Here is a 20,572-nt window from a genome sequence, read left to right on the forward strand (position 1 = left end):
ATGGCCAAAACCCCCATGTTCCTCTGGAACGCGGGGGTTTTCGTCTATTTATAGTTTTTTCTTGGCAGAAGCAGTTATTTCATCCGATGAAATATCAACATCCACTTCGTAAGGAACGCTTTCCGCTGCCTGCTTTATATTCTTGTCGCCATCTTTTTCCAAAGCGGTTACTGTAGATGCTCCTGCTGCACTTGCTGCGCTGATTACGACAGCCAGGCCCAGAGCTGATATTGATTTAAGCATGTGTTCCTCTCCCATTCTGCTCGATTATGCTTTTACAATACCACATATTTTTAAGAGAAGAAGACCTTATAACAAAAAATACTATTACGTTTTGATTGCAATATCATTCTTCCACAATGGTTATTTTTTCTGCTGCCTGTTTAGAACGCCGTTTAGCTTCCTCCACATCGGCGCCGAGGCTTATTGTTACAGCCATCCGCCGTCCCGGCTTTGTTTCCGGCTTACCAAAAATCCGAAGCTCGGTTTCCGCGGTTCGCAGCGCTTCCGCGGCACCTTCAATATGATAGTTTTTGGATTCTTTTTCAGCCTTCACTACATAAGAAGCTCCGGCACGGTGAAATACAATATCTTCAATCGGAAGACCGAGCACGGCACGGACATGAAGGGCAAATTCTGATAAATGCTGGGTAGCCAGCGTCACCATTCCGGTATCATGGGGACGAGGCGATACTTCACTGAAATATACGCCGTCTTTCGTCAAAAAGAGCTCCACGCCAAACAATCCGTACCCGCCTAAAGCAGCGGTTACTTTTTCAGCTATTCTTTTTGCTTCTTCCAGCTGGGAATCAGGCATTGGGTGAGGCTGCCAGGACTGAATATAGTCTCCATCCTTCTGCTCGTGTCCAATAGGTTCACAATAAGACGTGCCGGAAACAGACTGGACGGTTAATAGTGTAATCTCCGACTCGAAGGGAATAAACGATTCGACAATCACTCGATTTTTCTTCCCTCTTCCACTGCCGACCGCCTCCTCCCAGGAGTTTTCTGTGTCTGACTCAGAACGGCACACGGTCTGCCCTTTCCCTGAAGAACTCATTACTGGTTTAATCACGCAGGGCGTGCCGATTTCTTTTACTGCCAGTTCAAGTTCTTCCAGATTATCTGCAAATTGATAAGAAGCTGTAGGTATCCCCAGTTCTTCACTTGCCAGACGGCGGATGCCTTCCCGATCCATCGTCAAATGGGCAGCTCTGGCTGTTGGAATAACGTGAAACCCCTCTTCTTCGAGCTCAATCAACGCTTCTGTTGCCAGCGCTTCAATCTCAGGAACAATGTAGTCCGGTTTTTCCCAGCGTACAATTTCTTTTAATTTGTCACCTTCAAGCATATTAATGACGTAAGAGCGGTGGGCAGTCTGCATTGCCGGAGCTCCATCATACCTGTCCACGGCGATCGTTTCTATACCTAAACGCTGGGCCTCCAAAATAACTTCTTTTCCGAGTTCACCGGATCCTAAAATCATTAACTTTATTCCTTTTTGTTGTAAAGGTGCTCCTATATTCATGCGTTTCCTCCCAGAAATCGTAGTCCTTCCCATCTTACAACCTGTTCTGTGTTTTTTTCAACAAGAATACGAACAAATTTTAAAATTATTTACTTATTATTCGTTTTTGAGGGGCTATATCGTGTTTTTCTCCTTACCTGCAAAAAACTGCCTGCAAGGAGGACTATCCCTCATTACAGGCAGTTTCTGTTCTATTACTTCTCTCTGTTTTCCGGCTTAATATTTTCTTCCCCTTCAATACGGGCTTCTTCACGCTTTACTTTTTCAGTTGTTTCCTCTGTTTCCTGGTACTTTCTTTTGCCGACTACAACTTCGTCTGTTACGACCGGCGTTTTTTTGATTTCAATTTGTTCTTCTACAATAGGCACCCGGATTTCTTCGGACTCATCTGAAAATTCTCCGATTTTTGTGCCTGTTGCATCTTGATCTGCTTCGGAAACCGCGCGTCTTTCAATATACACTTCTTCACGCTGTACCGGTACTTTAATCGTTTTTTCAACTTCTACTACTTCTTTTCTAACTTCTACTTCGCCTTTTTCTACCTTTTTCTTGCTCACATCCAGCTTTTCTTCATGCAGACGCAGGGCCTGCTGTTCTTCTGTTTCTGCATCGCCTTCACGTTTTGAAGAAGCTGTTTCCGAAGGCTGTGCTGCAGGTCTGCTCTCGGATGGGACCGCTTTTAAAGATGGAGATCTTTTTTCTGTTGTATGCGTTTCTTTTTCCTGTGCTGATGACGCAGTCGCTGTATGTTCGGTAAAGCTTCTCGATGTAACGGCTGTGCCTTCGTGAGCCACGACAATAATATTGCCTTCTCTAATGTCCGTGTCGTATTTTTCAGCCTCTTCTCCTGTAAGCCCAAGACGGATTAAGGTGACATCTGATTCTTCTGCCTGATGTTCTGGAGAGAGCGCTTCTTTTAAGTTCTCTACAAGGCCTCTGCCGCTGCTGCCTTCTTTTGTATGTTCTAAATGAATATTTGCTCCTGTTTCTTTGGAAAGATAAGTAGCGCTGTCTTTGTTGTTCAATACAATCGAAATATCATTGGATTCAAGTCCTTGTTCTTTTAGTCCGGCTACTGCACCAATAGCCTGTTGTTCGTTCTGGTAAGATCCAATTACTCTTGTTTCCATTTTATAAAACCTCCGTTTAATGTAGGTACCTGTTTGTTCTTTATTTAGTATGCTATGGTTTACCTTCCCTTCTAAGGCTTTTTGAAACTAAATTCTCTTGTATCACAGCAAACTCAAGACAAAAGACTATTCCTTCTGGAAACAATCTCTATCCTACGGCCTAGTAAAACGTAAAAAGGTCCTCCTTTTTTATAGGAGAACCTCGAACAGCTGTTACTCTTCCGTTATGTCCCATGTATAGCGGAAGTCAATGCATCCATTTAATGTCTGGGCTACCGGACAGCCTCTGTCAAACACTTGAAGTGCTCTTTCAGCCGGCTCTTTTTTGCCTGCCGGAATGCTTAGTTCAAAATGGACGTCAATTTTTGTGATTTTCAGTACGCCTTCCGGCGCTTCAATTGTTCCTTTGGCAACAGCTTTTAATTTATTCGGATAAGGTGGTATACCGCGCGCATCCAGCGCGCCGGATAAAGTGCCGGTAAGTCAGCCTCCTGCTGAGGCAACAATATGATCGAGTGTTGATGGATATTCGGTTTCAGGAGAAACACCGTAAAACTCTTTCACTCCTCCATGCACGCCGTAATGAAACGGCGCCTCGAATCCTTCAATATAAGCTTTACGGTGAGGCGGTTCATGCTGCTCAATATTAATTGTCGTTAATTCAATAGGCTTACTCATTGATTTCCCTCCTTGAAGTTGGTGGTGATCAACTGTTCCCTTTTTATCATTCTTTTAAGCATAGCCTCTTTTTTCTGCTGATAAAGTAGTCTATACTTTTATACGAACAAACGTTTCTATTCCATATCGGAAAAGGGGTGCTGCGCGGTGGATGAGCGGATTATTTTTTTAATCGATATGCAGTCTTTTTATGCCAACCTGGAAAAGCTGGCCCATCCTTTATTAACAGAACAGCCTGTCGTGGTTGCCGGAGACCCTTCTATTCGGAGTGGTGTTATTTTAGCTGCCTGTCCGACTGCTAAATCCTACGGAATTCAAACCGCGGAACCAATCTGGCAGGCGCAGTACAAGTGTCCGCACGTACATATACTCAAGCCCCATATGCAGTTTTACGTTGATGTATCCGTTACGATTTCCACTTTTCTGGAGCAGTACAGCACGGCCGTCGAGCCTTACAGTATTGATGAAATATTTCTTGATCTTCCCGCCATGTCTTACGAAAAAGCTGAACTGCTTGCCCGGCACATAAAGCAGCGCCTGCTTCGGGAAATTGGCGTTCAGGCCCGTATTGGCATTGGCCCGACAAAGGTTTATGCCAAGATGGCCTGCGATCATTTTGCGAAAGAAAACGAAACAGGTACCGCTGTTTTATGCGATGCGAATGTCGCCGAACAGCTGTGGCCTCTTCCAATAAGAAAATTGTTCAGCGTAGGCAGCCGGAGGGAAGCGCACCTTCTTAATATGGGAATTCGTACCATCGGCCAGCTGGCCGGTTTTCCGCTCCACGACTTAAAGAAAAGATGGGGTATTAACGGAGAACTGCTTTGGCAGACCGCACACGGCCGGGACGCTTCCCCGGTTTCCCCTGCTACTCATCAAAAAAGAAAATCCATCGGCCATCATATGACTCTGCCGCGCGATTATTACCACTGGTCGGAAGTCAAAGTAGTGCTTCGGGAACTGAGTGAAGAAGTAAGCAGACGGTGCAGGCAGCAGGCCTCCTTAGGGCAGGTAGTCAGTACAGGAGCCGTCGGGCAGGAACATGGGTTTCCACGGTCTTTCCAGCGGCAGCAGCGCCTTTTTGAACCGACAAACAGCGGGAAGGTTATCTTTGAAACAGCGTCCGCTTTATTTAAAGATTATTGGGACGGCACCCCGATTAGAAGCCTCGGTATTTCCTTGAGTGCCCTTCAGCCGGATGAGTATAAGCAATTAAGTTTATTTAACAGTGAAGAGGTTCCGGAAGTTCTGTATCATACCATTGATCAGCTGAAAGATAAGTACGGAATGGATGCCGTTCTCTACGCTTCCTCTCTTTCTCCTGCCGGACAGGCTGTGATCCGTGCCAAAAAAATCGGCGGCCATTATAAATAATTTTGTTTCTTCTATTATAAAAGGTGGTATAAGTAGACATCAGCCGCTAAGGGAGGAATTTGTATGCATAAACTGAGCCGTCTGCTTTTCAGGGCATCAAGAACGATGGGTGATGCCCAGGCCGTCCGCAACGGTACCATAGGAAAAAGAATTGCCCGCCGTCTTGTTGGAAGACAGGCTGGAAGATTGATTCGTAAAATTATCCGCTGATTTGTATGACCGCCCTCATTTTTATACTACATTTATGCGATGTAACCGCACCATATCTTTCCATAGAAAAAGCCAGGCAGCTGCCTGGCTTTCTTTTGTTTCTTACGATTCGTGGACTCCTAACGCAATTTTTGCGTAACGGGACATCATGCTCTTATCCCACTGCGGGCTCCATACAATGTCGACGTCGACTTCTTTGATTTCACCGAATTCCTGCAGCTCTTCCAGCGAGCTTTTTATGTCGCTTACTATCGTGGCTGCTAAAGGACATCCCATCGCGGTTAATGTCATGGTGATTTTAACATTGTTTTCATTATCAAGGTCTACATTGTATATTAAGCCTAAATTGACTATATCAATATCCAGTTCCGGGTCAATAACGTTTTCGAGTTCTGCATAGACGCGGTCAATCATTTCCTGTTTTTCATCTGTCATGTTATCTACCTCCCGTTCTTTCTACAAAAAGTATAACAAAATCCAGCTGAATAGAACAAATTTCTGCTTTTGGCCAGCAGATAACTGTTCAATACCGGCTTATTTATAGTATACTTCATCATGTACTTTAAAAGCCTGCATTTGTATTTTGCACTTATTCCTTAATGAAAGGAGAACAAACCATCATGCTGCTATGGATTACTGCCATTATCCTTGGCCTCGCGGCCGCTTATCACTTATCGGCCCGATGGGTTCCAGCCGGCCGGGCATCCTGCACCGATCTCCCGGACAAGGCTCTTCTTTCAGGAGATACTGTTATATTAGATATCCGGGAATATCAGGATGCCGCACACAATCCGGTATCCGAGGCACAGGTGCTTCCTTATCCGTATTTAAAAAGGTATCTGCCTACTATTAAAAAGCAGCATGTTTTTCTAATAGCTCCAGACAAGGTTTCAAAAAACCTCGCTATTCGGATGCTGCGCAGAAATAATATACATGTTGCCCGTTATACCATTGTGGAGCGCAGCACACATGGAGGACAGCCGCTTAAAGCTCCATGTAATTAGTATCACGAATACTTTCAATAGAAAGCAGCTAATTACTCAGTTGTTTTCTTTTTTCGTTATACAAATGAACAGCTGTTCATTATTCTCTACCTTTCTTTTACCTATTCTAGTATACTTGCATTAATTCCACTAAAGGAGGCCGCACATATGAAGAGAGAGGATCTACTTGCACCGGCTCAATACAATATCGTAAATGAGCTGGACGCATACAAAAATGATGATCAGAAAACCGCCATTCGGTGGATGAACGAAAAAAAAGAACGGCGTGATGTTTCCTACAAAACCCTGTTGGAAAAAGCCAGCCAGTTTGCCGGGGTGCTTCTCGAGCAGGGAATAGAAAAAGGCGATAAAATCCTTATTATTGTTCCGAGGCTTCCAGAAGCTTATATGATGTATCTTGCCTGCTTGAAAGTCGGAGCGGTCGCTATTCCGAGTTCGGAAATGCTTCGTTCCAAAGATCTGATTTATCGTCTCCATCACTCTGAAGCTGTCGGAATTATCGCACATCATCATTCGACAGAAGAAGTGGATGCTATCACTGAAGAGCTGCCTCACCTGCAGTTTAAGATGACCCTTGGAGGTGCGGTGGACGGATGGCTTCACGCAGATGCCCTTGCTGAAACAAAAGAAAAGAATCTTCCTACAGCAGATACAAACAGCAGTGATGTAGCCTTTTTATCCTACACTTCCGGTACAACCGGAAATCCTAAAGGCGTTATCCATACTCATGCCTGGGCATATGCCCACGTAAGGACTGCAGCTAAAGAATGGCTTGGTGTCAGGGAAAATGATATCGTCTGGGCCACTGCAGCGCCGGGATGGCAGAAGTGGGTATGGAGCCCATTTCTTTCTACCGTTATGCTTGGGGCTACTGCTTTTGTTTATCATGGCGGATTTAAGCCGGATACTTATTTACAGCTTCTGCAGGAAGAGAATATTCAAGTACTTTGCTGCACGCCTACCGAGTACCGCTTAATGGCAAAAGTCGACAACCTTGGCTCATACAGCCTCCCTCATCTCCGGAGCACCGTATCAGCCGGAGAGCCGTTGAACCGACCAGTGATTGAAGCGTTTAAACAGGCTTTTAATGTAGACGTAAGAGATGGTTACGGCCAGACGGAAAATACCCTTCTGGTCGGAACACTTTTAGGTATGGACGTAAAGCCCGGCTCGATGGGCAAGCCGACACCCGGGAATCCGGTCGCTATTATTAATGATATGGCTGAACCTGCCGGCATCGGAGAAGTAGGCGATATTGCGGTGCATAAAGACTGCCCGGCTCTTTTTAAACATTACTACAGAGATGCGGAAAGAACAGCAGGCTCATTCAGAGGCGACTGGTATTTAACAGGAGATCAGGCCTCTATGGATGAGGACGGTTATTACTGGTTTGAAGGCCGCAGTGATGATATTATTATCAGCTCCGGCTATACGATTGGGCCATTCGAGGTTGAAGACGCTCTTCTTAAGCATCCACAGGTGCAGGAATGCGCCGTTGTGGCTGCCCCTGACGAAGTCAGAGGAAATATCGTAAAAGCATTTGTTGTTATAAAAGGTGATCAGCCAGCGGATAAAGATCATTTTGTACTAGAGCTGCAGAACCATGTTAAACAAATGACAGCGCCTTACAAATACCCGCGTCGCATTGAATTTATAGAAGAACTGCCAAAAACCACGTCTGGTAAAATCAGAAGAGTGGACCTGCGCAAGCAGAGCCGCTAGGTCACAAAAAAAGCAGAACCCCTGCAGGGGTTCTGCTTTTTTTTATGTCTGCTGTTGTTTGATCCATTCAATAAAAGCAGCTTCCGCTTTTTTTAACGTCCTCTGAAGCCGTTCATCCGTAATAACTCCGTTGTCATCGATTTTTTTAGGAGCAGCGCCTATAAATACTTCCGGCTGCTGCAATACCAAACTGCCGCACGCAGCCAGCGTCTGCTTTATCTGTACTTGTCCTAAAGCCGTGCCCAGAATGGTAGGAGAAGCACCTAAAACAAAGGCAGGCTTTTTATCCAGAACGTTTTCATTTGTTACACTGCCCGCCCAATCCAGCGCATTCTTCATAACTCCCGGCATGCCGTGGCTGTATTCCGGACTTACGATCAATATACCGTCTGCCTGTTTGAGCTTTTTTTTCATTTCGGCCGGGTGGTCGGGATCTCCGCCTACTTCTTCATCCGCATTAAAAAGAGGAATATCTGCCAGATCAATCCATTCATACTCTACTTTGCTGTCTGCCTGTTCTATCATGTGATGCAGCACTTTTTTGTTTAAAGATTCTTTGCGAAGACTCCCGGCAATTGCAGCGATTTTTATTTTCATTTTTACATTCCTCCCGTCATTTCTACATTACAGATTTACATTCTGCCCCGCAACAATGCTGATTGAAAAAAACTATGAAAGAAATAGTAACAAGGTACCATATATTGCAAAAATTTCTTTGTTATGATAATAGTCATCTGCTATACTTAATTTGTTCTAATCACTTTATCTGAATAATATCACAATTACCGCTATTCCTACGGGCCTACATAGTATTTTACCCAAATGGCCCGTTAAATAGAAATAAATAATACATAGGAGGGTTATAGTTGGGAATTAACGATTTTTTAGCAACCGTCGGCGGATATGTCTGGGGTCCTCCCCTTCTTATTTTGTTGGTTGGAACAGGTATTTATCTTACTATCCGGTTGTCCTTTCTTCAGTTTACGATGCTGCCCTACGCATTAAAGACAGCTTTCACAAAAAATCAGGATAAGAAATCCGAAGGGGATATTTCCCACTTTCAATCCTTGATGACCGCTCTTGCAGCAACAATAGGTACAGGTAACATAGCAGGGGTTGCTACCGCAGTTGTTATTGGTGGGCCCGGAGCTGTATTCTGGATGTGGATTTCTGCATTAGTCGGTATGGCAACAAAATATGCGGAAGCCATTCTTGCTGTAAAATACCGTGTTAAAGATGCCAACGGTCAAATGGCCGGCGGCCCTATGTATTATATTGAAAAAGGATTGGGATGGAAATGGCTGGCCGTTTTGTTCGCTGTTTTTGCCGCCATCGCCTCTTTTGGTATAGGAAATACTGTACAGTCCAACTCTGTAGCTGACGTGCTGCAGGAGAACTGGGCGGTTCCTGTATGGATTACCGGTCTTGTTCTTATGTTTTTTACTGCTTTTGTTATTTTAGGCGGGATTAAATCCATCGGACGCGTCGTAGGTTTTATCGTACCATTCATGGCTTTATTTTATGTTACTGCCGGACTTATTATTCTTATATTAAACCTGGAGTTGATCCCGGGCGCTGTATGGCTCATCCTATCTGACGCCTTTACCGGCCAGGCTGCTGCTGGTGGTGCCGTTGGTGTCGCTATCCAATACGGTGTAGCCCGAGGGGTGTTCTCAAACGAAGCAGGTCTTGGTTCCGCTCCTATTGCCGCAGCGGCTGCCAAAACCGATTATCCGGGACGCCAGGCGCTCGTATCTATGACCCAGGTATTTATTGATACCATTGTTATCTGTTCGATTACCGGCGTAACGCTTGTAATGGGAGGCATGTATTTAGATGGGGCTGACGGGGCCGCACTGACTTCCGCGACCTTTGAGTTCTTTTTAGGACCTATTGGAGCCACTATCGTTGCGATTGGGTTAGTATTCTTTGCTTATTCCACGATACTCGGCTGGTCCTATTACGGCGAACGCTCTGTATACTACTTGTTTAAAACGTCCAGAGCTATTATGACATACAGGCTTTTGTATGTTGCAGCCGTTTTTGTTGGAGCCGTTCTACAGCTCGATACGGTTTGGGCTTTAGCTGATATCATGAACGGTTTAATGGCTGTGCCGAACTTAATTGGCCTGCTCCTCCTTTCTGGTGTTGTCGTAGCGGAAACAAAAATATTCCTGAAGAAAAAACGAGAAGAAGAACGAATGGCAAAATAACACAAACTGCCTTATCAAAAAGATGCCGGTTATCAACTATTGATAACCGGCATCTTTTTTGTTTTACCCGGGAAGGATTTACACTACCGGGTGCGTCAATTCTTCTCCTGTCAGCGCCTGCAGGATGTGATCTGCCGTCATATGAGCCATAGCCATTCGTGTTTTCACACTGGCACTGCCTATATGAGGGGTGGCCGTGACATTTTGCAGCTTCAGTAATGGATGTGTAGAGTCGATCGGCTCCTGTTCAAACACATCGAGACCCGCCCCTGTAATTTCACCGTTTTGCAGCGCGTCATACAAAGCTTCTTCATCTACAACGCCGCCGCGGGAAGTATTAATCAAGATGGCGGTTTGTTTCATCCGCGTGAACGCTTCTTTTCCAATCATATGATGCGTTTCTTTAGAATAAGGAGCCATTACGCAGAGAAAATCTGCCTTTTCCAAGAGCTCTTTTTTCTCGGTATACCTCACGCTGAGACGATCTTCTGCTTCTATTTTCCGGGAACGGTTATAATAGAGAACGTTCATATCAAATCCATTAGCCCGTCTCGCCACGGCTTCTCCTATCCGTCCCATTCCGATAATGCCAAGCGTGGCGCCAAACACGTCCCGGCCGGTTAAATGAAAGGGAGACCAGGAGCTCCATTTGTCCTGTTTAATGGAAAGAGCAGCCTCTTCGATCCGTCTGGCCGCAGCCATAAGCAGGGCAAATGTTAAATCCGCTGTTGTTTCTGTAAGCACTTCCGGCGTATGGGCTACCTTGATGCCAAGTTCAGCGGCTGTATCTGTATCAATATTATTAAAACCGACAGCCATCGTCGCAATCACTTTCAGATTTGGCGACTGTCTCAGCAGATCCCCTGTCATTGCTTCTGTAATCGTGCAGAAAACAGCATCTGCTTTCCGGCATTCTTCAAAGAGCCTGCCTTCGGGTACCGGCTCTTCTTCTTTCTCCCACATGCTTACTTTGCACTTCTCCGCTAGTTTATCAACAATTTCTTCCGGCATTTTTCTAGCAATAAATACATATGGCTTCATGTTATACCCCTCTCTTTTTCCAAAGCATTGTATGCCATTCTCCTGACACCTTATGTTTTTCTTTTTCCAGGCCGGCAAGCCTGCAAGCCTGTTCTACCGCTTCCACCGACCACTCCACTATTCCGGATACGGCCAGTTTATTAAAGCGGATATTGTGTTTTTTCAAATACATGAGCATTTCTATGCTGAAGCTGGCGCCAATATTGACTACTATCCAGTCATAGCTTTTGCGCGGCGGCGTTTCAGACAGCAGATCTTTCTCATATACGCGGATTTGTTTTGCTACCTCGTTTAAAGCTGCCTGGCTCATAACCTCCCTGGCTACCGGCTGAATATCGAATGCATCCACTTCCGCCCCTCTTAATGCAGCGCCTACAGCTAAAATACCGGAGCCGGTTCCGGCGTCCAATACAACGGCTGGTGCCGGCTCTTCCTCTACGATGACGGAAAGCATATCAATAGTCGTTCCGTGAAGGCCGGTACCGAAAGCACCCTGTGGATCCAGGCAGATACTTTTTTCATGCCGGTTTTTAAATGGAGGATACTGCAGTTCCCATCCATTTACAATAGGAAGATCTTTATACTCTTCAACATCAGTGTCCGATTCTTCCCAGTCTATCTCTTCCCTTGGAAGGTCCAGCACTTCAGCGATGAAAGAAGCTTCCGGATGGGCCTGATCGTCGATAAACAACAGCTGGCTTCCTTTGGTATCTTTTATGTAGCTGTACCCATCAAAGTCTTTTGTTACACAAATTGCTTCTTGTATGAAAAAGGAATACAGTCCGGCCTCATTCAGCCGGTGCACCGTCTCTTCTTCTTTTTCCGGACTAACTGTTATTTTCCACATTGTCCTCTTCCTTTCCAGTGTTTCGCAGATTCTATCTGTCCTTTTATCATTTTCTCATGATTCTTAAAGAATTTGAAAGAAAATACAGGATTTCTCTTTCTTTTTTCCCCGGTTTTTAGGTACTCTATAAGAGCAGGTGATTTTGAACTGAACTAGAATTCAAGCTACCCAGGAGGGACACACATGGAATTTAGAACCGAATCAGATACTATTGGAGAAATGCAGGTGCCGGCTGATAAGCACTGGGGCGCCCAGACACAGCGAAGCATCGAAAATTTTAAAATTGGCAAAGAGCAGATGCCTATTGAAGTCGTACATGCTTTTGCTATTTTGAAAAAGGCAGCGGCTCTGGCAAATAAACGTCTGGAAAAAATAGAGCCCGAAAAAGCAGATGCTATTTCAGCAGCCGCCGAAGAAGTGACATCCGGCAAGCTTGATGATCATTTCCCACTTGTCGTATGGCAGACGGGCAGCGGCACACAGTCCAATATGAACATGAACGAAGTTCTTGCCAGAAGAGCTACCGAGCTTCTGAAAGCAAAAGGATCTGAATTTACCGTTCACCCTAACGATGATGTAAACCGTTCCCAAAGCTCCAACGATACATTCCCAACAGCGATGCATATTGCAGCTGTTTTGAAAGTAGAAAAAGATCTGATTTCTGCTTTAAACGTTTTAAAAGGAACCTTTGAAGAAAAAATGAAAGCGTTTGATGATATTATTAAAATCGGCCGGACTCATCTTCAGGATGCGACCCCGCTCACACTCGGCCAGGAAATCAGCGGCTGGCACAGAATGCTCGAACGCTGCGAACAGATGATTCTGGAAAGCATTGATCACGTGAAAGATCTGGCTATCGGCGGTACTGCCGTTGGAACAGGCATTAATGCCCATCCTAAGTTTGGAGAATATGTCGCAGAAGAAATCTCCACTATTACCGGCACCGCGTTTCGCTCGGCACCGAATAAATTCCACTCTTTAACGAGTCATGATGAAACGACCTATGCCCACGGCGCTTTAAAAGCATTGGCCGCTGACTTAATGAAAATTGCCAATGACGTACGTTGGCTCTCCAGCGGTCCACGCTGCGGTATCGGAGAACTTTCCATCCCCGCAAATGAGCCGGGCAGTTCTATTATGCCGGGTAAAGTGAATCCTACACAAAGTGAAGCAATGACTATGGTAGCGACCCAGGTTATGGGCAATGATGCCGCTATCGGATTTGCCGCCAGTCAGGGAAATTTTGAGCTTAATGTATTTAAGCCGGTTATTATCTACAACTTCCTGCAGTCTGCTTACCTTCTTGCAGATTCGATGATTTCTTTCAATGAAAAGTGTGCCGTCGGCATTGAGCCGAACCACGAAAATATTGAAGAACACCTTCGCCAGTCTCTTATGCTCGTTACAGCGCTTAACCCGCATATCGGCTACGAAAATGCAGCAAAAATAGCGAAAAGCGCTCATGTTAAAGGACAGACGCTGAAAGAAGCAGTTCTGGAAAGCGGACTGCTGACAGAGGAACAGTTTGAAGAATACGTAGATCCGGCCAAAATGGTTACGCCTAAAGAATAATATGTAAAAATAATACTGTATGTGAAATCAGTGTTAAACTACAAAGAGGCCTGAATGCATGTGCATTCAGGCCTCTTTTATAAGTTAATACAAAGGTATTACGTAAAAGAACTGCTTCACTTATGTATTATGCTTCATCATAAGTATAGCGGACAACGTAACGGTTTGTTTTTAATTTCCTTACTTCTACAGAAGGACCGAGTTCATATCCTTCTTTCCAATTATCCTCAAGCTTTGCTTTCAGGCATCCAGCCTGGAATTTTGAGCGGAATGTTTCTTTCCAGTATATCCAGCGTGGTTGATGTGCATTCACGTTATCGCCGACTCCTTTATTTATTATATTTAAATGCTGTATAAGCAGGTATGGTGGGATTGGTTATTATTCATATTGTAGCGGATTCCATCGGAAAAATCATCAAATGTTTCTTCAGGGTTTATCTGTATTTCTCTTAAAACAGCAAAAAAACCGGCCCGGCCGGTTTTTTAATCTATCCTATAAGCTCTTCATCTTCGCGTTTTTTGATCTGGTCTCTGCGTTTATTTTCTTCACGGTCTCTCAAACGGTGAGCAAGTCTCGCGGATGCACTTGCTGCGATGCTGGCTACCAGGTCATCCAAAAATGTGTGTACTTCATCTTTGTTGTTGTCGAGTTTTTTAATGATGCCTTTTTTTTCTTTATCCAAATACCCAAATGTTGTTACCGCAATACTTCCAAATCCAAACACGGAACCTAAAGCAACGGTTTCATCTACGCCGAATAAACCCTCATCTGACTCAATTAATGATTGCAGCGGCTCAGACAGCTGTTTTTTCTCGGTAAGCATATCCAATTCGATACCAACAAGAACCGCGTGCTGAATTTCGCGCTTGCACAAAACTGCATCGGCACTCTCGTAACAATCGTCCATCGTTAGATTCGGTGAATATTTGGCCTGCATTTCGTAAACAATTTCAGCGATGTCGTCAATTAGGACACCCCGTTTTTTTAATGCTTCTCTCGCAGCGTTTTCAACTACGTCGCATGATACAGGTTTTTTCATAACGGATGCCTCCTTTTACCTATTTTAACATATCAATAGAGCCTGCGCTTTGGTTAAATGCTGTGATACAATAGGACTGCTGAACGATACATCTTACTGGAAAGGATTGTTTTAATGAACGGTACAACAGAACGACTTACCCTGCACAGTGCTATTTTAGATCATACATTTGAACTGTATGTTTATCTTCCGGCTCACTACAACCCGCTTTACACGTATCATTTGGCAATAACCCAAGATGGACGTGATTATTTTAAACTCGGAAAGATAGCTGAACATATGGAAACGGCGATGAAAGAAGGTGCCAGACAGACTATTGTTGTCGGTGTGCCCTATCCTTCTGTCAGACAACGCCGCGAATGGTATCACCCTAAAAGCGAAAAAAGCGAAGACTACCTAACGTTTATCGTTAAGGAACTTCTTCCTTTTTTAGATAAAACATATCAAACCTGGAATCTTTCCCACGGCCGGACGCTGCTTGGCGATTCCCTCGCCGCTACCGTCTCTCTGCGGGCCGCTGTCCGCTATCCGAACACTTTTTCACGGGTTGTGATGCATTCTCCCTACAGCGATGACAACGTAGCAGCAGAAGTGGAAAAAGCTGAAAATATGGCTCACTTTGATATTTATCATACGATCGGCCTCGAAGAGCATACAGTTAAAACAACAAACGGCACGTATGAGGATTTTTTAGAGCCAAACCGAAAGCTTGCTGAAATATTGGAAACCCAAGGGTCCCGTTACCGTTATAAAGAGTTAGACGGCGGCCACTTCTGGAAAGTATGGGAAGCAGATATGCTCCCAGCTCTTCGTTTTATGTATGATATTACACCCTCTTAAAGAAAGAAGGATCGTCCTATGGTCGTTATAGAAACAGTCGAAACAAAAAAACAGCTGGATGACGCATTTTCTGTTCGACATGCCGTATTTGTAGAAGAGCAGAACGTACCTCCTGAAGAAGAAATTGATGAATTCGAACAAGAATCCGTTCACTTTGTTGCCTACGAAGACAGCAGACCTATCGGGGCAGGACGAATGCGTAAAGGCAGTGGTTTCATAAAGGTAGAACGTATTTGCGTGCTGGCCGCTTACAGAAAGACAGGAGCGGGGCGCTATATTATGAACGCTATTGAAGCACTCGGGAAAGAGCAGCAGTTTGCAGAAGCAAAACTGCATGCCCAGACCCAGGCTGTGCCCTTTTATGAAAAGCTTGGCTATACGATTACATCTGACATTTTTATCGATGCCGGCATCCCTCATGTGGCGATGACCAAACCACTATAACAAACAGCCGCTTTTTCCTATCAAGGAAGAAAGCGGCTGTTCTTTTGAGAAGCGGTTCTTACCTTTACTTTTTTGTGAGGAGACTGCCGGCGGATCCACTTTAAAAAACGATGCATCTGCTCCTCACTTTTTAATTTTTCCAGTGTATCGTAACGGTCAGCAAGCTCTTTATTCGTAAACAGCGCATGAATCTGGCGGTGGCACGCTCTGCACAATAAAGCCGTTTCTTTGTGGGCGCCTCCTCTGTCTTTAGGAGTCAGATGATGAACCGTGCGCTCGTCCACTTCTCTTCCACAGAGTTCACAACTACCCTGTTTGTCTTTTTTTCGTGCCATATTCTAAAATGCCGGCTCCTTTCTATGTCTGCTGATCAAATCTGTTTCCTTTTCCGTAAAGATCCTGCTCTATTTCTCTTCGCTTCTGCAGAATTTCTCTTTCTTCATCCGGATCGGGCGATTCATTATCGGTTACCGGGGAAATACTTTCTATTCTTTTAGGACCAGCTACTTTTGCTGTGCCCTTTGGTTTTTCTACTTGTCTGCTTCCATATAAAATAGCAGCCTCATTTGGTACCGGCGGAACATACCCCATACTCCTCATCCTCTCGTGCTTTTACTGATAGTATACCCTGTATTCATATAAAAGAATCCCTCATGCCTATATAACTATTTTCATCTGCTTTATGAAAATAAAAAAAGGCCTGCCTTTGCAGGCAGACCTTTACTCTTATTTGGAAATGTTAATAATATCCGCTTCATTCTTGGATACTTTTTCTGTTTTTTTCACTTCTACTTTCTGGCCTTCATTCAAGTTCGTGAAGATAATAGGAGTAATGGTTGATTTAGCTTTCTCCGCTATAAGAGCAAGATCAGCTTTTACAAGGGTCTGGCCCTGCGCAACGATATCTCCTTCTGAAACGAAGACTTCGAATCCTTCTCCCTGCATACCTACTGTATCAATACCGATATGAAGAAGAATTTCCCGTCCGTCGTCAGCAATAATACCAATCGCATGTTTTGTTGGGAAAACGTTGTTGATCTTTCCGTCTACCGGAGACACAAATTCGCCGTTAGCCGGTTCTATCGCAAAACCGTCACCCATCATGCGTCCGGAAAATACATCATCCGGTACATCATCAAGCGGAAGAATACGTCCTTCTGCTGGAGATGTGATAGATTTCTCTTCTGACAGATCCGGCGCAATCGCTGGTTCTGCTTCTTTATCCGGGTCAAAATCCGGCTTTTTATCAATTGGCTCTGATGGTGTATGGCCGGCAATGATATCCTGCATTTGACCTTTAATTGCATCGGACCTTGGTCCGAAGATAGCCTGGACATTGTTGCCGACTTCCATTACACCTGCTGCTCCGAGCTGCTTCAGACGATCTTTATCCACCTGTGATTTATCGTTTACCGTAATACGAAGACGTGTAATACACGCATCTAAATGCTTCAGGTTTTCTTTGCCGCCGAAGGCTTCAAGCACATTGTACGGAAGTTCGCTTATTTCGCCTTTTCCGCCGGCACTTACTGCTGCAGATGCTTCTTCACGGCCCGGCGTCATTAAGTTGAATTTCCTTATCGCAAAGCGGAACATAAAGTAGTAGATCACAAAGAATACAAGACCTACTGGAATAACAAGCCACCATTCTGTCCGGTTTGGAACAATACCGTATAGGAAGTAGTCAATCGCTCCCCCGGAGAAACTCATGCCGATTTTCACATCCAATAGATGCATTACCATAAAGGACAATCCGGCAAAAATTGCGTGAATACCAAATAGGATAGGAGCTACGAATAAGAAGCTGAATTCCAATGGCTCCGTAATACCTGTTAAGAAAGAAGTTAGTGCGGCTGAGCCCATGATACCCGCAACATATTTTTTATTTTCCGGCTTTGAGCAGTGGTAAATCGCAAGTGCTGCACCAGGAAGGCCGAACATCATAAATGGATATTTACCTGTCATAAACGTTCCAGCTGTAAAATCGACTCCATCTCTCATTTGTTCAATGAAAATGCGCTGGTCCCCGCGGATCGTTTCACCGGCGGCGTTTACGTATGTGCCAAATTCAAACCAAATTGGTGTGTAGAATACGTGGTGAAGACCGAATGGAATAAGTGATCTTTCAACTACACCAAATATAAATGCAGCAAGCGTCTGATTCGATTCCGTCATAAAGTAGGAAAATGTATTTAATACTTCCTGAATTGGAGGCCATACGAATGTAAGAATCGCACCAATAATCAGGCCGCCGATCGATGTAACGATCGGAACAAAACGCTTCCCTGCGAAAAAGCCTAAGTATTGAGGAAGCTCTATTTTGTAAAAGCGGTTAAACATGTAAGCACCGAGGATACCGGCAATGATACCGCCGAACACACCCGTTTGAAGAGTTGGGATACCTAATACGCTGGCGTAGGCCGGGTTATCTGCAACCATATCAGCGTCAATACCGACAAGTACGCTCATCGTAACGTTAATAATAAAGAACCCTATTAAAGCGGCAAGACCCGCTACCCCGTCTCCATTTGCGAGGCCAATCGCTACACCTACCGCAAACAAAATAGCGAGGTTATCAAACACTACTCCCCCTGCTTCGGACATGAGACTAGCTAAAAGAACAAAAAAGTCGCTTGTTAAAAATGGAAAAATGCTGACCATGTTCTCTTCCTGCATCCCTGTTCCAATAGCAAGAAGCAGACCGGCTGCCGGCAGAAGTGCTACAGGGAGCATTAATGCTCTACCTATGCGCTGAAGCAGCCCAAATAAATTTTTAAACGTTTCTTTCATTTCTTTTCCTCCTTTTTTTAGAACGCTTACATCATTTAACAACGCACCAATACTTCTTTTTTAGCACACAAAAAGGCATGAGAGAAAAAAGCTCTACCGATCAAAGAAAAGCCACCCTGCCTCTTCTTTCATCATCAGAACCATTCGTTTCTCTCATGCCTGCTTTACCAGTCACACGGGTTGGAATGTGCTTTATTTAGTTGAAAGCCTTTGCAAGTGAATCGTTAAATACACTGCTTCGCTTTCCGGTACGGTTACGTGTAATTGATGCTGCATCATCTTGATGAGCTTCCAAGCAAGATTATAGCACACAGGATATTCTTCTTTCAATACTTTTTTTAAAGAATCGGGTTCATCTCTGCTGTCCCCATTCTCAATACGATCAATTGCCTGTTGAATATGGCGGATCAGCCTCTGGTGATCAAGGTCTTTGTAGTCAATCACAATATCAAGATTCTGCTGAATAGTTCGTGTTAAATCCCCGATAATCTGAGTATGCTTGTTGATCTGATGAATATCTTTATCCGTCAGCGCGCTGTGAATATGCAGCGCAACGAACCCAATTTCACCTTCCGGAAGCGTGCTGCCTGTACATTTTTCTACATGCAGCAGAATTTTTCTTGCGGCTTTGTATTCAGCAGGATAGGCAATTTCAGCTTCTTCCAGAAAAGGATTATTAAATGACAATCCCTGCTTCTGCCGTTTTATGGCAAAAAACAAGTGATCTGTCAGACTGACATGAATATGCTCATTCAGCCGGACCTGGAAATATTCTTCCAGTATCACCATGCACTCATTCATGCAGGCAATAAACGATTCGTCTACATGATTAATGAGCTGCTTATATTGCTCCTGCTCGTGCACATCCTTCAATACAAAAAATTTCTCTGCAGCATTCTCAGATGTACTGTCCTCCGCTTTTTTTCCGAATCCTATCCCTTTTCCCGTTACGATTACTTCGCCGTAATCTTCATGGGCTGCTATAATTACGTTGTTATTTAACACTTTGAGCACTTTCATTTATTCAACCCCATTTGCTTCCAACTTGTCCCGGATGATAACTTATAAAGAACGCATGCCCGGCAAATGTATGTGGCATAGTTTTGCATACTTTGCTGGTTCTGCTTATGTATACCTATCATATCATACAAAAAAGAGAGGCTTTTTGTATAGATAAAAGCCTCTCTTTTTTAAACATATTACATGCCGACAGTATTATAACCACCGTCTACATGGATAATTTCTGCTGTGATTCCACGGGAAAGATCACTCATTAAGAACAATGCCGTATCCCCGATTTCCTCTTGTGTTACCGGGCGGCGGAGCGGAGATTTTTCTTCCATTTCTTTTAAAATACTGTTAAATCCGGCGATACCTTTAGCTGAAAGAGTACGAAGCGGACCTGCTGAAATAGCATTGACTCGGATATTGTACTGGCCGAGGTCACTGGCTAAATAACGGACGCTTGCGTCAAGCGAGGCTTTTGCCACGCCCATAACGTTGTAATTTTTAATGGCTCTTTCTCCGCCCAGGTATGTAAGCGTGACAAAGGAGCCCCCTTCATTCATTAAATCCATTTCTTTTACGGCTTTTGCCACAGCTGTAAGAGAATACGCGCTGATATTCTGGGCCAGAAGAAAACCTTCGCGCGTCGTATTCATATACTCGCCTTCAAGTTCTTCCGACTTGGCAAAGGCAATGCAGTGAGCGAGTCCGTGGATCACGCCTACTTCTTCTTTAATTTTTTTAAATGCTTCATCAATGGCACTATCTTCTGATATGTCACATGGCAGCACGAGAGAGTCATCCCGGTCGAGCGAATCAGCCAGTTCGCGGACATTTTTACCAAGGCGTTCTCCTGCATACGTGAATACGAGCCTTGCCCCTGCTTTGGAAAGGCTTTGGGCAATCGCCCAGGCGATACTTCGCTTATTCGCCACTCCCATAATGACATATGTGCGTCCTTCTAAAGAAAAACTCATGTACGACACTCCTTTGTTATATCTGCATAATTTATTACCTGTTATTAATAACTAGTATATCATGTCAGCTATTATTCTCCTATCCGCTTTTTCAAAGAATCTTTTCTCGTTTATTCTTTGTTGTTTGCGGAAAAAAAGAAACATAACCACATGTATT

23 protein-coding genes and 1 pseudogene are annotated in these 20,572 nt (G+C 44.3%); 8 read left to right on the plus strand and 16 right to left on the minus strand.

Translation table 11 applies throughout. The annotated features are described in order from the left end of the window. Nucleotides 1-48 precede the first annotated feature (48 nt). The 5 genes and pseudogenes from AC5W14_RS01995 to AC5W14_RS02015 form a co-directional block, all read right to left on the minus strand. A complete protein-coding gene (locus tag AC5W14_RS01995; RefSeq protein WP_496059271.1) occupies nt 49-243 on the minus strand; it encodes a hypothetical protein in 195 nt (64 codons plus the stop codon). A 103-nt stretch (nt 244-346) separates the two neighbouring features. Further along, the gene (gene purT, locus AC5W14_RS02000) at nt 347-1,528 is read right to left on the minus strand and encodes a formate-dependent phosphoribosylglycinamide formyltransferase (RefSeq protein WP_496193579.1); all 1,182 of its coding nucleotides are present in this window, start codon (nt 1,526-1,528) and stop codon (nt 347-349) included. Nucleotides 1,529-1,722: 194 nt separating this feature from the next. Next, nucleotides 1,723-2,658 carry a YsnF/AvaK domain-containing protein gene (locus AC5W14_RS02005; protein WP_496193580.1) on the minus strand — a complete coding sequence of 312 codons (936 nt, stop codon included), beginning with the start codon at nt 2,656-2,658 and terminating at the stop codon, nt 1,723-1,725. A gap of 213 nt (nt 2,659-2,871) precedes the next feature. Beyond that, a pseudogene (locus tag AC5W14_RS02010) lies at nt 2,872-3,120 on the minus strand (OsmC family protein); the annotation flags it as partial. Nucleotides 3,121-3,141: 21 nt separating this feature from the next. Then, nucleotides 3,142-3,336, minus strand: coding sequence for a hypothetical protein (locus tag AC5W14_RS02015; RefSeq protein ID WP_496193581.1), 195 nt, complete (start codon nt 3,334-3,336; stop codon nt 3,142-3,144). A gap of 147 nt (nt 3,337-3,483) precedes the next feature. On the opposite strand from AC5W14_RS02015, the gene AC5W14_RS02020 reads away from it, so the two are divergent. Both AC5W14_RS02020 and AC5W14_RS02025 read left to right on the plus strand, forming a co-directional pair. After that, a complete protein-coding gene (locus AC5W14_RS02020) occupies nt 3,484-4,710 on the plus strand; it encodes a DNA polymerase IV (RefSeq protein ID WP_496193582.1) in 1,227 nt (408 codons plus the stop codon). Nucleotides 4,711-4,773: 63 nt separating this feature from the next. Beyond that, nucleotides 4,774-4,920 carry a hypothetical protein gene (locus tag AC5W14_RS02025; RefSeq protein ID WP_496193583.1) on the plus strand — a complete coding sequence of 49 codons (147 nt, stop codon included), beginning with the start codon at nt 4,774-4,776 and terminating at the stop codon, nt 4,918-4,920. 102 nt (nt 4,921-5,022) lie between these two features. On the opposite strand, the gene AC5W14_RS02030 is transcribed toward AC5W14_RS02025, so the two are convergent. Further along, nucleotides 5,023-5,355: a metal-sulfur cluster assembly factor gene (locus AC5W14_RS02030; RefSeq protein ID WP_496059265.1), complete on the minus strand. Its 333-nt coding sequence runs from the start codon at nt 5,353-5,355 to the stop codon at nt 5,023-5,025. Between the two features lie 185 nt (nt 5,356-5,540). Between AC5W14_RS02030 and AC5W14_RS02035 the strand changes: the two genes are divergently transcribed. Beyond that, nucleotides 5,541-5,924: a hypothetical protein gene (locus tag AC5W14_RS02035; RefSeq protein ID WP_496193584.1), complete on the plus strand. Its 384-nt coding sequence runs from the start codon at nt 5,541-5,543 to the stop codon at nt 5,922-5,924. 147 nt (nt 5,925-6,071) lie between these two features. Beyond that, nucleotides 6,072-7,646: an acyl-CoA synthetase MbcS gene (gene mbcS / locus AC5W14_RS02040; protein WP_496059263.1), complete on the plus strand. Its 1,575-nt coding sequence runs from the start codon at nt 6,072-6,074 to the stop codon at nt 7,644-7,646. Between the two features lie 42 nt (nt 7,647-7,688). Here mbcS and AC5W14_RS02045 read toward each other — a convergent pair whose 3' ends face one another. After that, nucleotides 7,689-8,243 carry an NADPH-dependent FMN reductase gene (locus AC5W14_RS02045; protein ID WP_496059262.1) on the minus strand — a complete coding sequence of 185 codons (555 nt, stop codon included), beginning with the start codon at nt 8,241-8,243 and terminating at the stop codon, nt 7,689-7,691. A 269-nt stretch (nt 8,244-8,512) separates the two neighbouring features. Here AC5W14_RS02045 and AC5W14_RS02050 point away from each other — a divergent pair, with 269 nt between their 5' ends. Continuing rightward, the gene (locus AC5W14_RS02050; protein WP_496193585.1) at nt 8,513-9,859 is read left to right on the plus strand and encodes an alanine/glycine:cation symporter family protein; all 1,347 of its coding nucleotides are present in this window, start codon (nt 8,513-8,515) and stop codon (nt 9,857-9,859) included. 78 nt (nt 9,860-9,937) lie between these two features. Here AC5W14_RS02050 and AC5W14_RS02055 read toward each other — a convergent pair whose 3' ends face one another. Together AC5W14_RS02055 and AC5W14_RS02060 are read right to left on the minus strand one after the other, a co-directional pair. After that, complete coding sequence (locus tag AC5W14_RS02055) at nt 9,938-10,900, minus strand: 2-hydroxyacid dehydrogenase (RefSeq protein WP_496193586.1); 963 nt, start codon at nt 10,898-10,900, stop codon at nt 9,938-9,940. A gap of 1 nt (nt 10,901) precedes the next feature. Further along, nucleotides 10,902-11,747 (minus strand): 50S ribosomal protein L11 methyltransferase, encoded by an 846-nt coding sequence (locus AC5W14_RS02060; protein ID WP_496193587.1) that lies wholly within the window; start codon nt 11,745-11,747, stop codon nt 10,902-10,904. A 183-nt stretch (nt 11,748-11,930) separates the two neighbouring features. Between AC5W14_RS02060 and fumC the strand changes: the two genes are divergently transcribed. After that, complete coding sequence (gene fumC, locus AC5W14_RS02065; RefSeq protein ID WP_496193588.1) at nt 11,931-13,319, plus strand: class II fumarate hydratase; 1,389 nt, start codon at nt 11,931-11,933, stop codon at nt 13,317-13,319. A gap of 127 nt (nt 13,320-13,446) precedes the next feature. Here fumC and AC5W14_RS02070 read toward each other — a convergent pair whose 3' ends face one another. Together AC5W14_RS02070 and AC5W14_RS02075 are read right to left on the minus strand one after the other, a co-directional pair. Beyond that, nucleotides 13,447-13,632, minus strand: coding sequence for a hypothetical protein (locus AC5W14_RS02070; RefSeq protein WP_120192434.1), 186 nt, complete (start codon nt 13,630-13,632; stop codon nt 13,447-13,449). Nucleotides 13,633-13,807: 175 nt separating this feature from the next. Next, complete coding sequence (locus tag AC5W14_RS02075; protein WP_496193589.1) at nt 13,808-14,359, minus strand: phosphatidylglycerophosphatase A family protein; 552 nt, start codon at nt 14,357-14,359, stop codon at nt 13,808-13,810. A 114-nt stretch (nt 14,360-14,473) separates the two neighbouring features. Here AC5W14_RS02075 and AC5W14_RS02080 point away from each other — a divergent pair, with 114 nt between their 5' ends. Then, nucleotides 14,474-15,199, plus strand: a complete 726-nt coding sequence (locus AC5W14_RS02080) for an alpha/beta hydrolase (RefSeq protein WP_496193590.1) — start codon at nt 14,474-14,476, stop codon at nt 15,197-15,199. A gap of 18 nt (nt 15,200-15,217) precedes the next feature. Further along, a complete protein-coding gene (locus tag AC5W14_RS02085; RefSeq protein WP_496059255.1) occupies nt 15,218-15,643 on the plus strand; it encodes a GNAT family N-acetyltransferase in 426 nt (141 codons plus the stop codon). Between the two features lie 20 nt (nt 15,644-15,663). On the opposite strand, the gene AC5W14_RS02090 is transcribed toward AC5W14_RS02085, so the two are convergent. The 5 genes from AC5W14_RS02090 to fabI form a co-directional block, all read right to left on the minus strand. Beyond that, the gene (locus tag AC5W14_RS02090; protein WP_496059254.1) at nt 15,664-15,978 is read right to left on the minus strand and encodes an HNH endonuclease; all 315 of its coding nucleotides are present in this window, start codon (nt 15,976-15,978) and stop codon (nt 15,664-15,666) included. Nucleotides 15,979-16,000: 22 nt separating this feature from the next. Further along, the gene (locus AC5W14_RS02095; RefSeq protein ID WP_496059253.1) at nt 16,001-16,234 is read right to left on the minus strand and encodes a hypothetical protein; all 234 of its coding nucleotides are present in this window, start codon (nt 16,232-16,234) and stop codon (nt 16,001-16,003) included. A gap of 135 nt (nt 16,235-16,369) precedes the next feature. Then, nucleotides 16,370-18,433 carry a glucose-specific PTS transporter subunit IIBC gene (ptsG, locus tag AC5W14_RS02100; RefSeq protein ID WP_496059252.1) on the minus strand — a complete coding sequence of 688 codons (2,064 nt, stop codon included), beginning with the start codon at nt 18,431-18,433 and terminating at the stop codon, nt 16,370-16,372. Between the two features lie 192 nt (nt 18,434-18,625). Further along, a complete protein-coding gene (gene glcT / locus AC5W14_RS02105) occupies nt 18,626-19,453 on the minus strand; it encodes a glucose PTS transporter transcription antiterminator GlcT (RefSeq protein WP_496059251.1) in 828 nt (275 codons plus the stop codon). 179 nt (nt 19,454-19,632) lie between these two features. Beyond that, nucleotides 19,633-20,415 carry an enoyl-ACP reductase FabI gene (gene fabI, locus AC5W14_RS02110; RefSeq protein WP_496059250.1) on the minus strand — a complete coding sequence of 261 codons (783 nt, stop codon included), beginning with the start codon at nt 20,413-20,415 and terminating at the stop codon, nt 19,633-19,635. Nucleotides 20,416-20,572: the final 157 nt, after the last annotated feature.

It is taken from the genome of Sinobaca sp. TMA16-18, assembly GCF_059510535.1.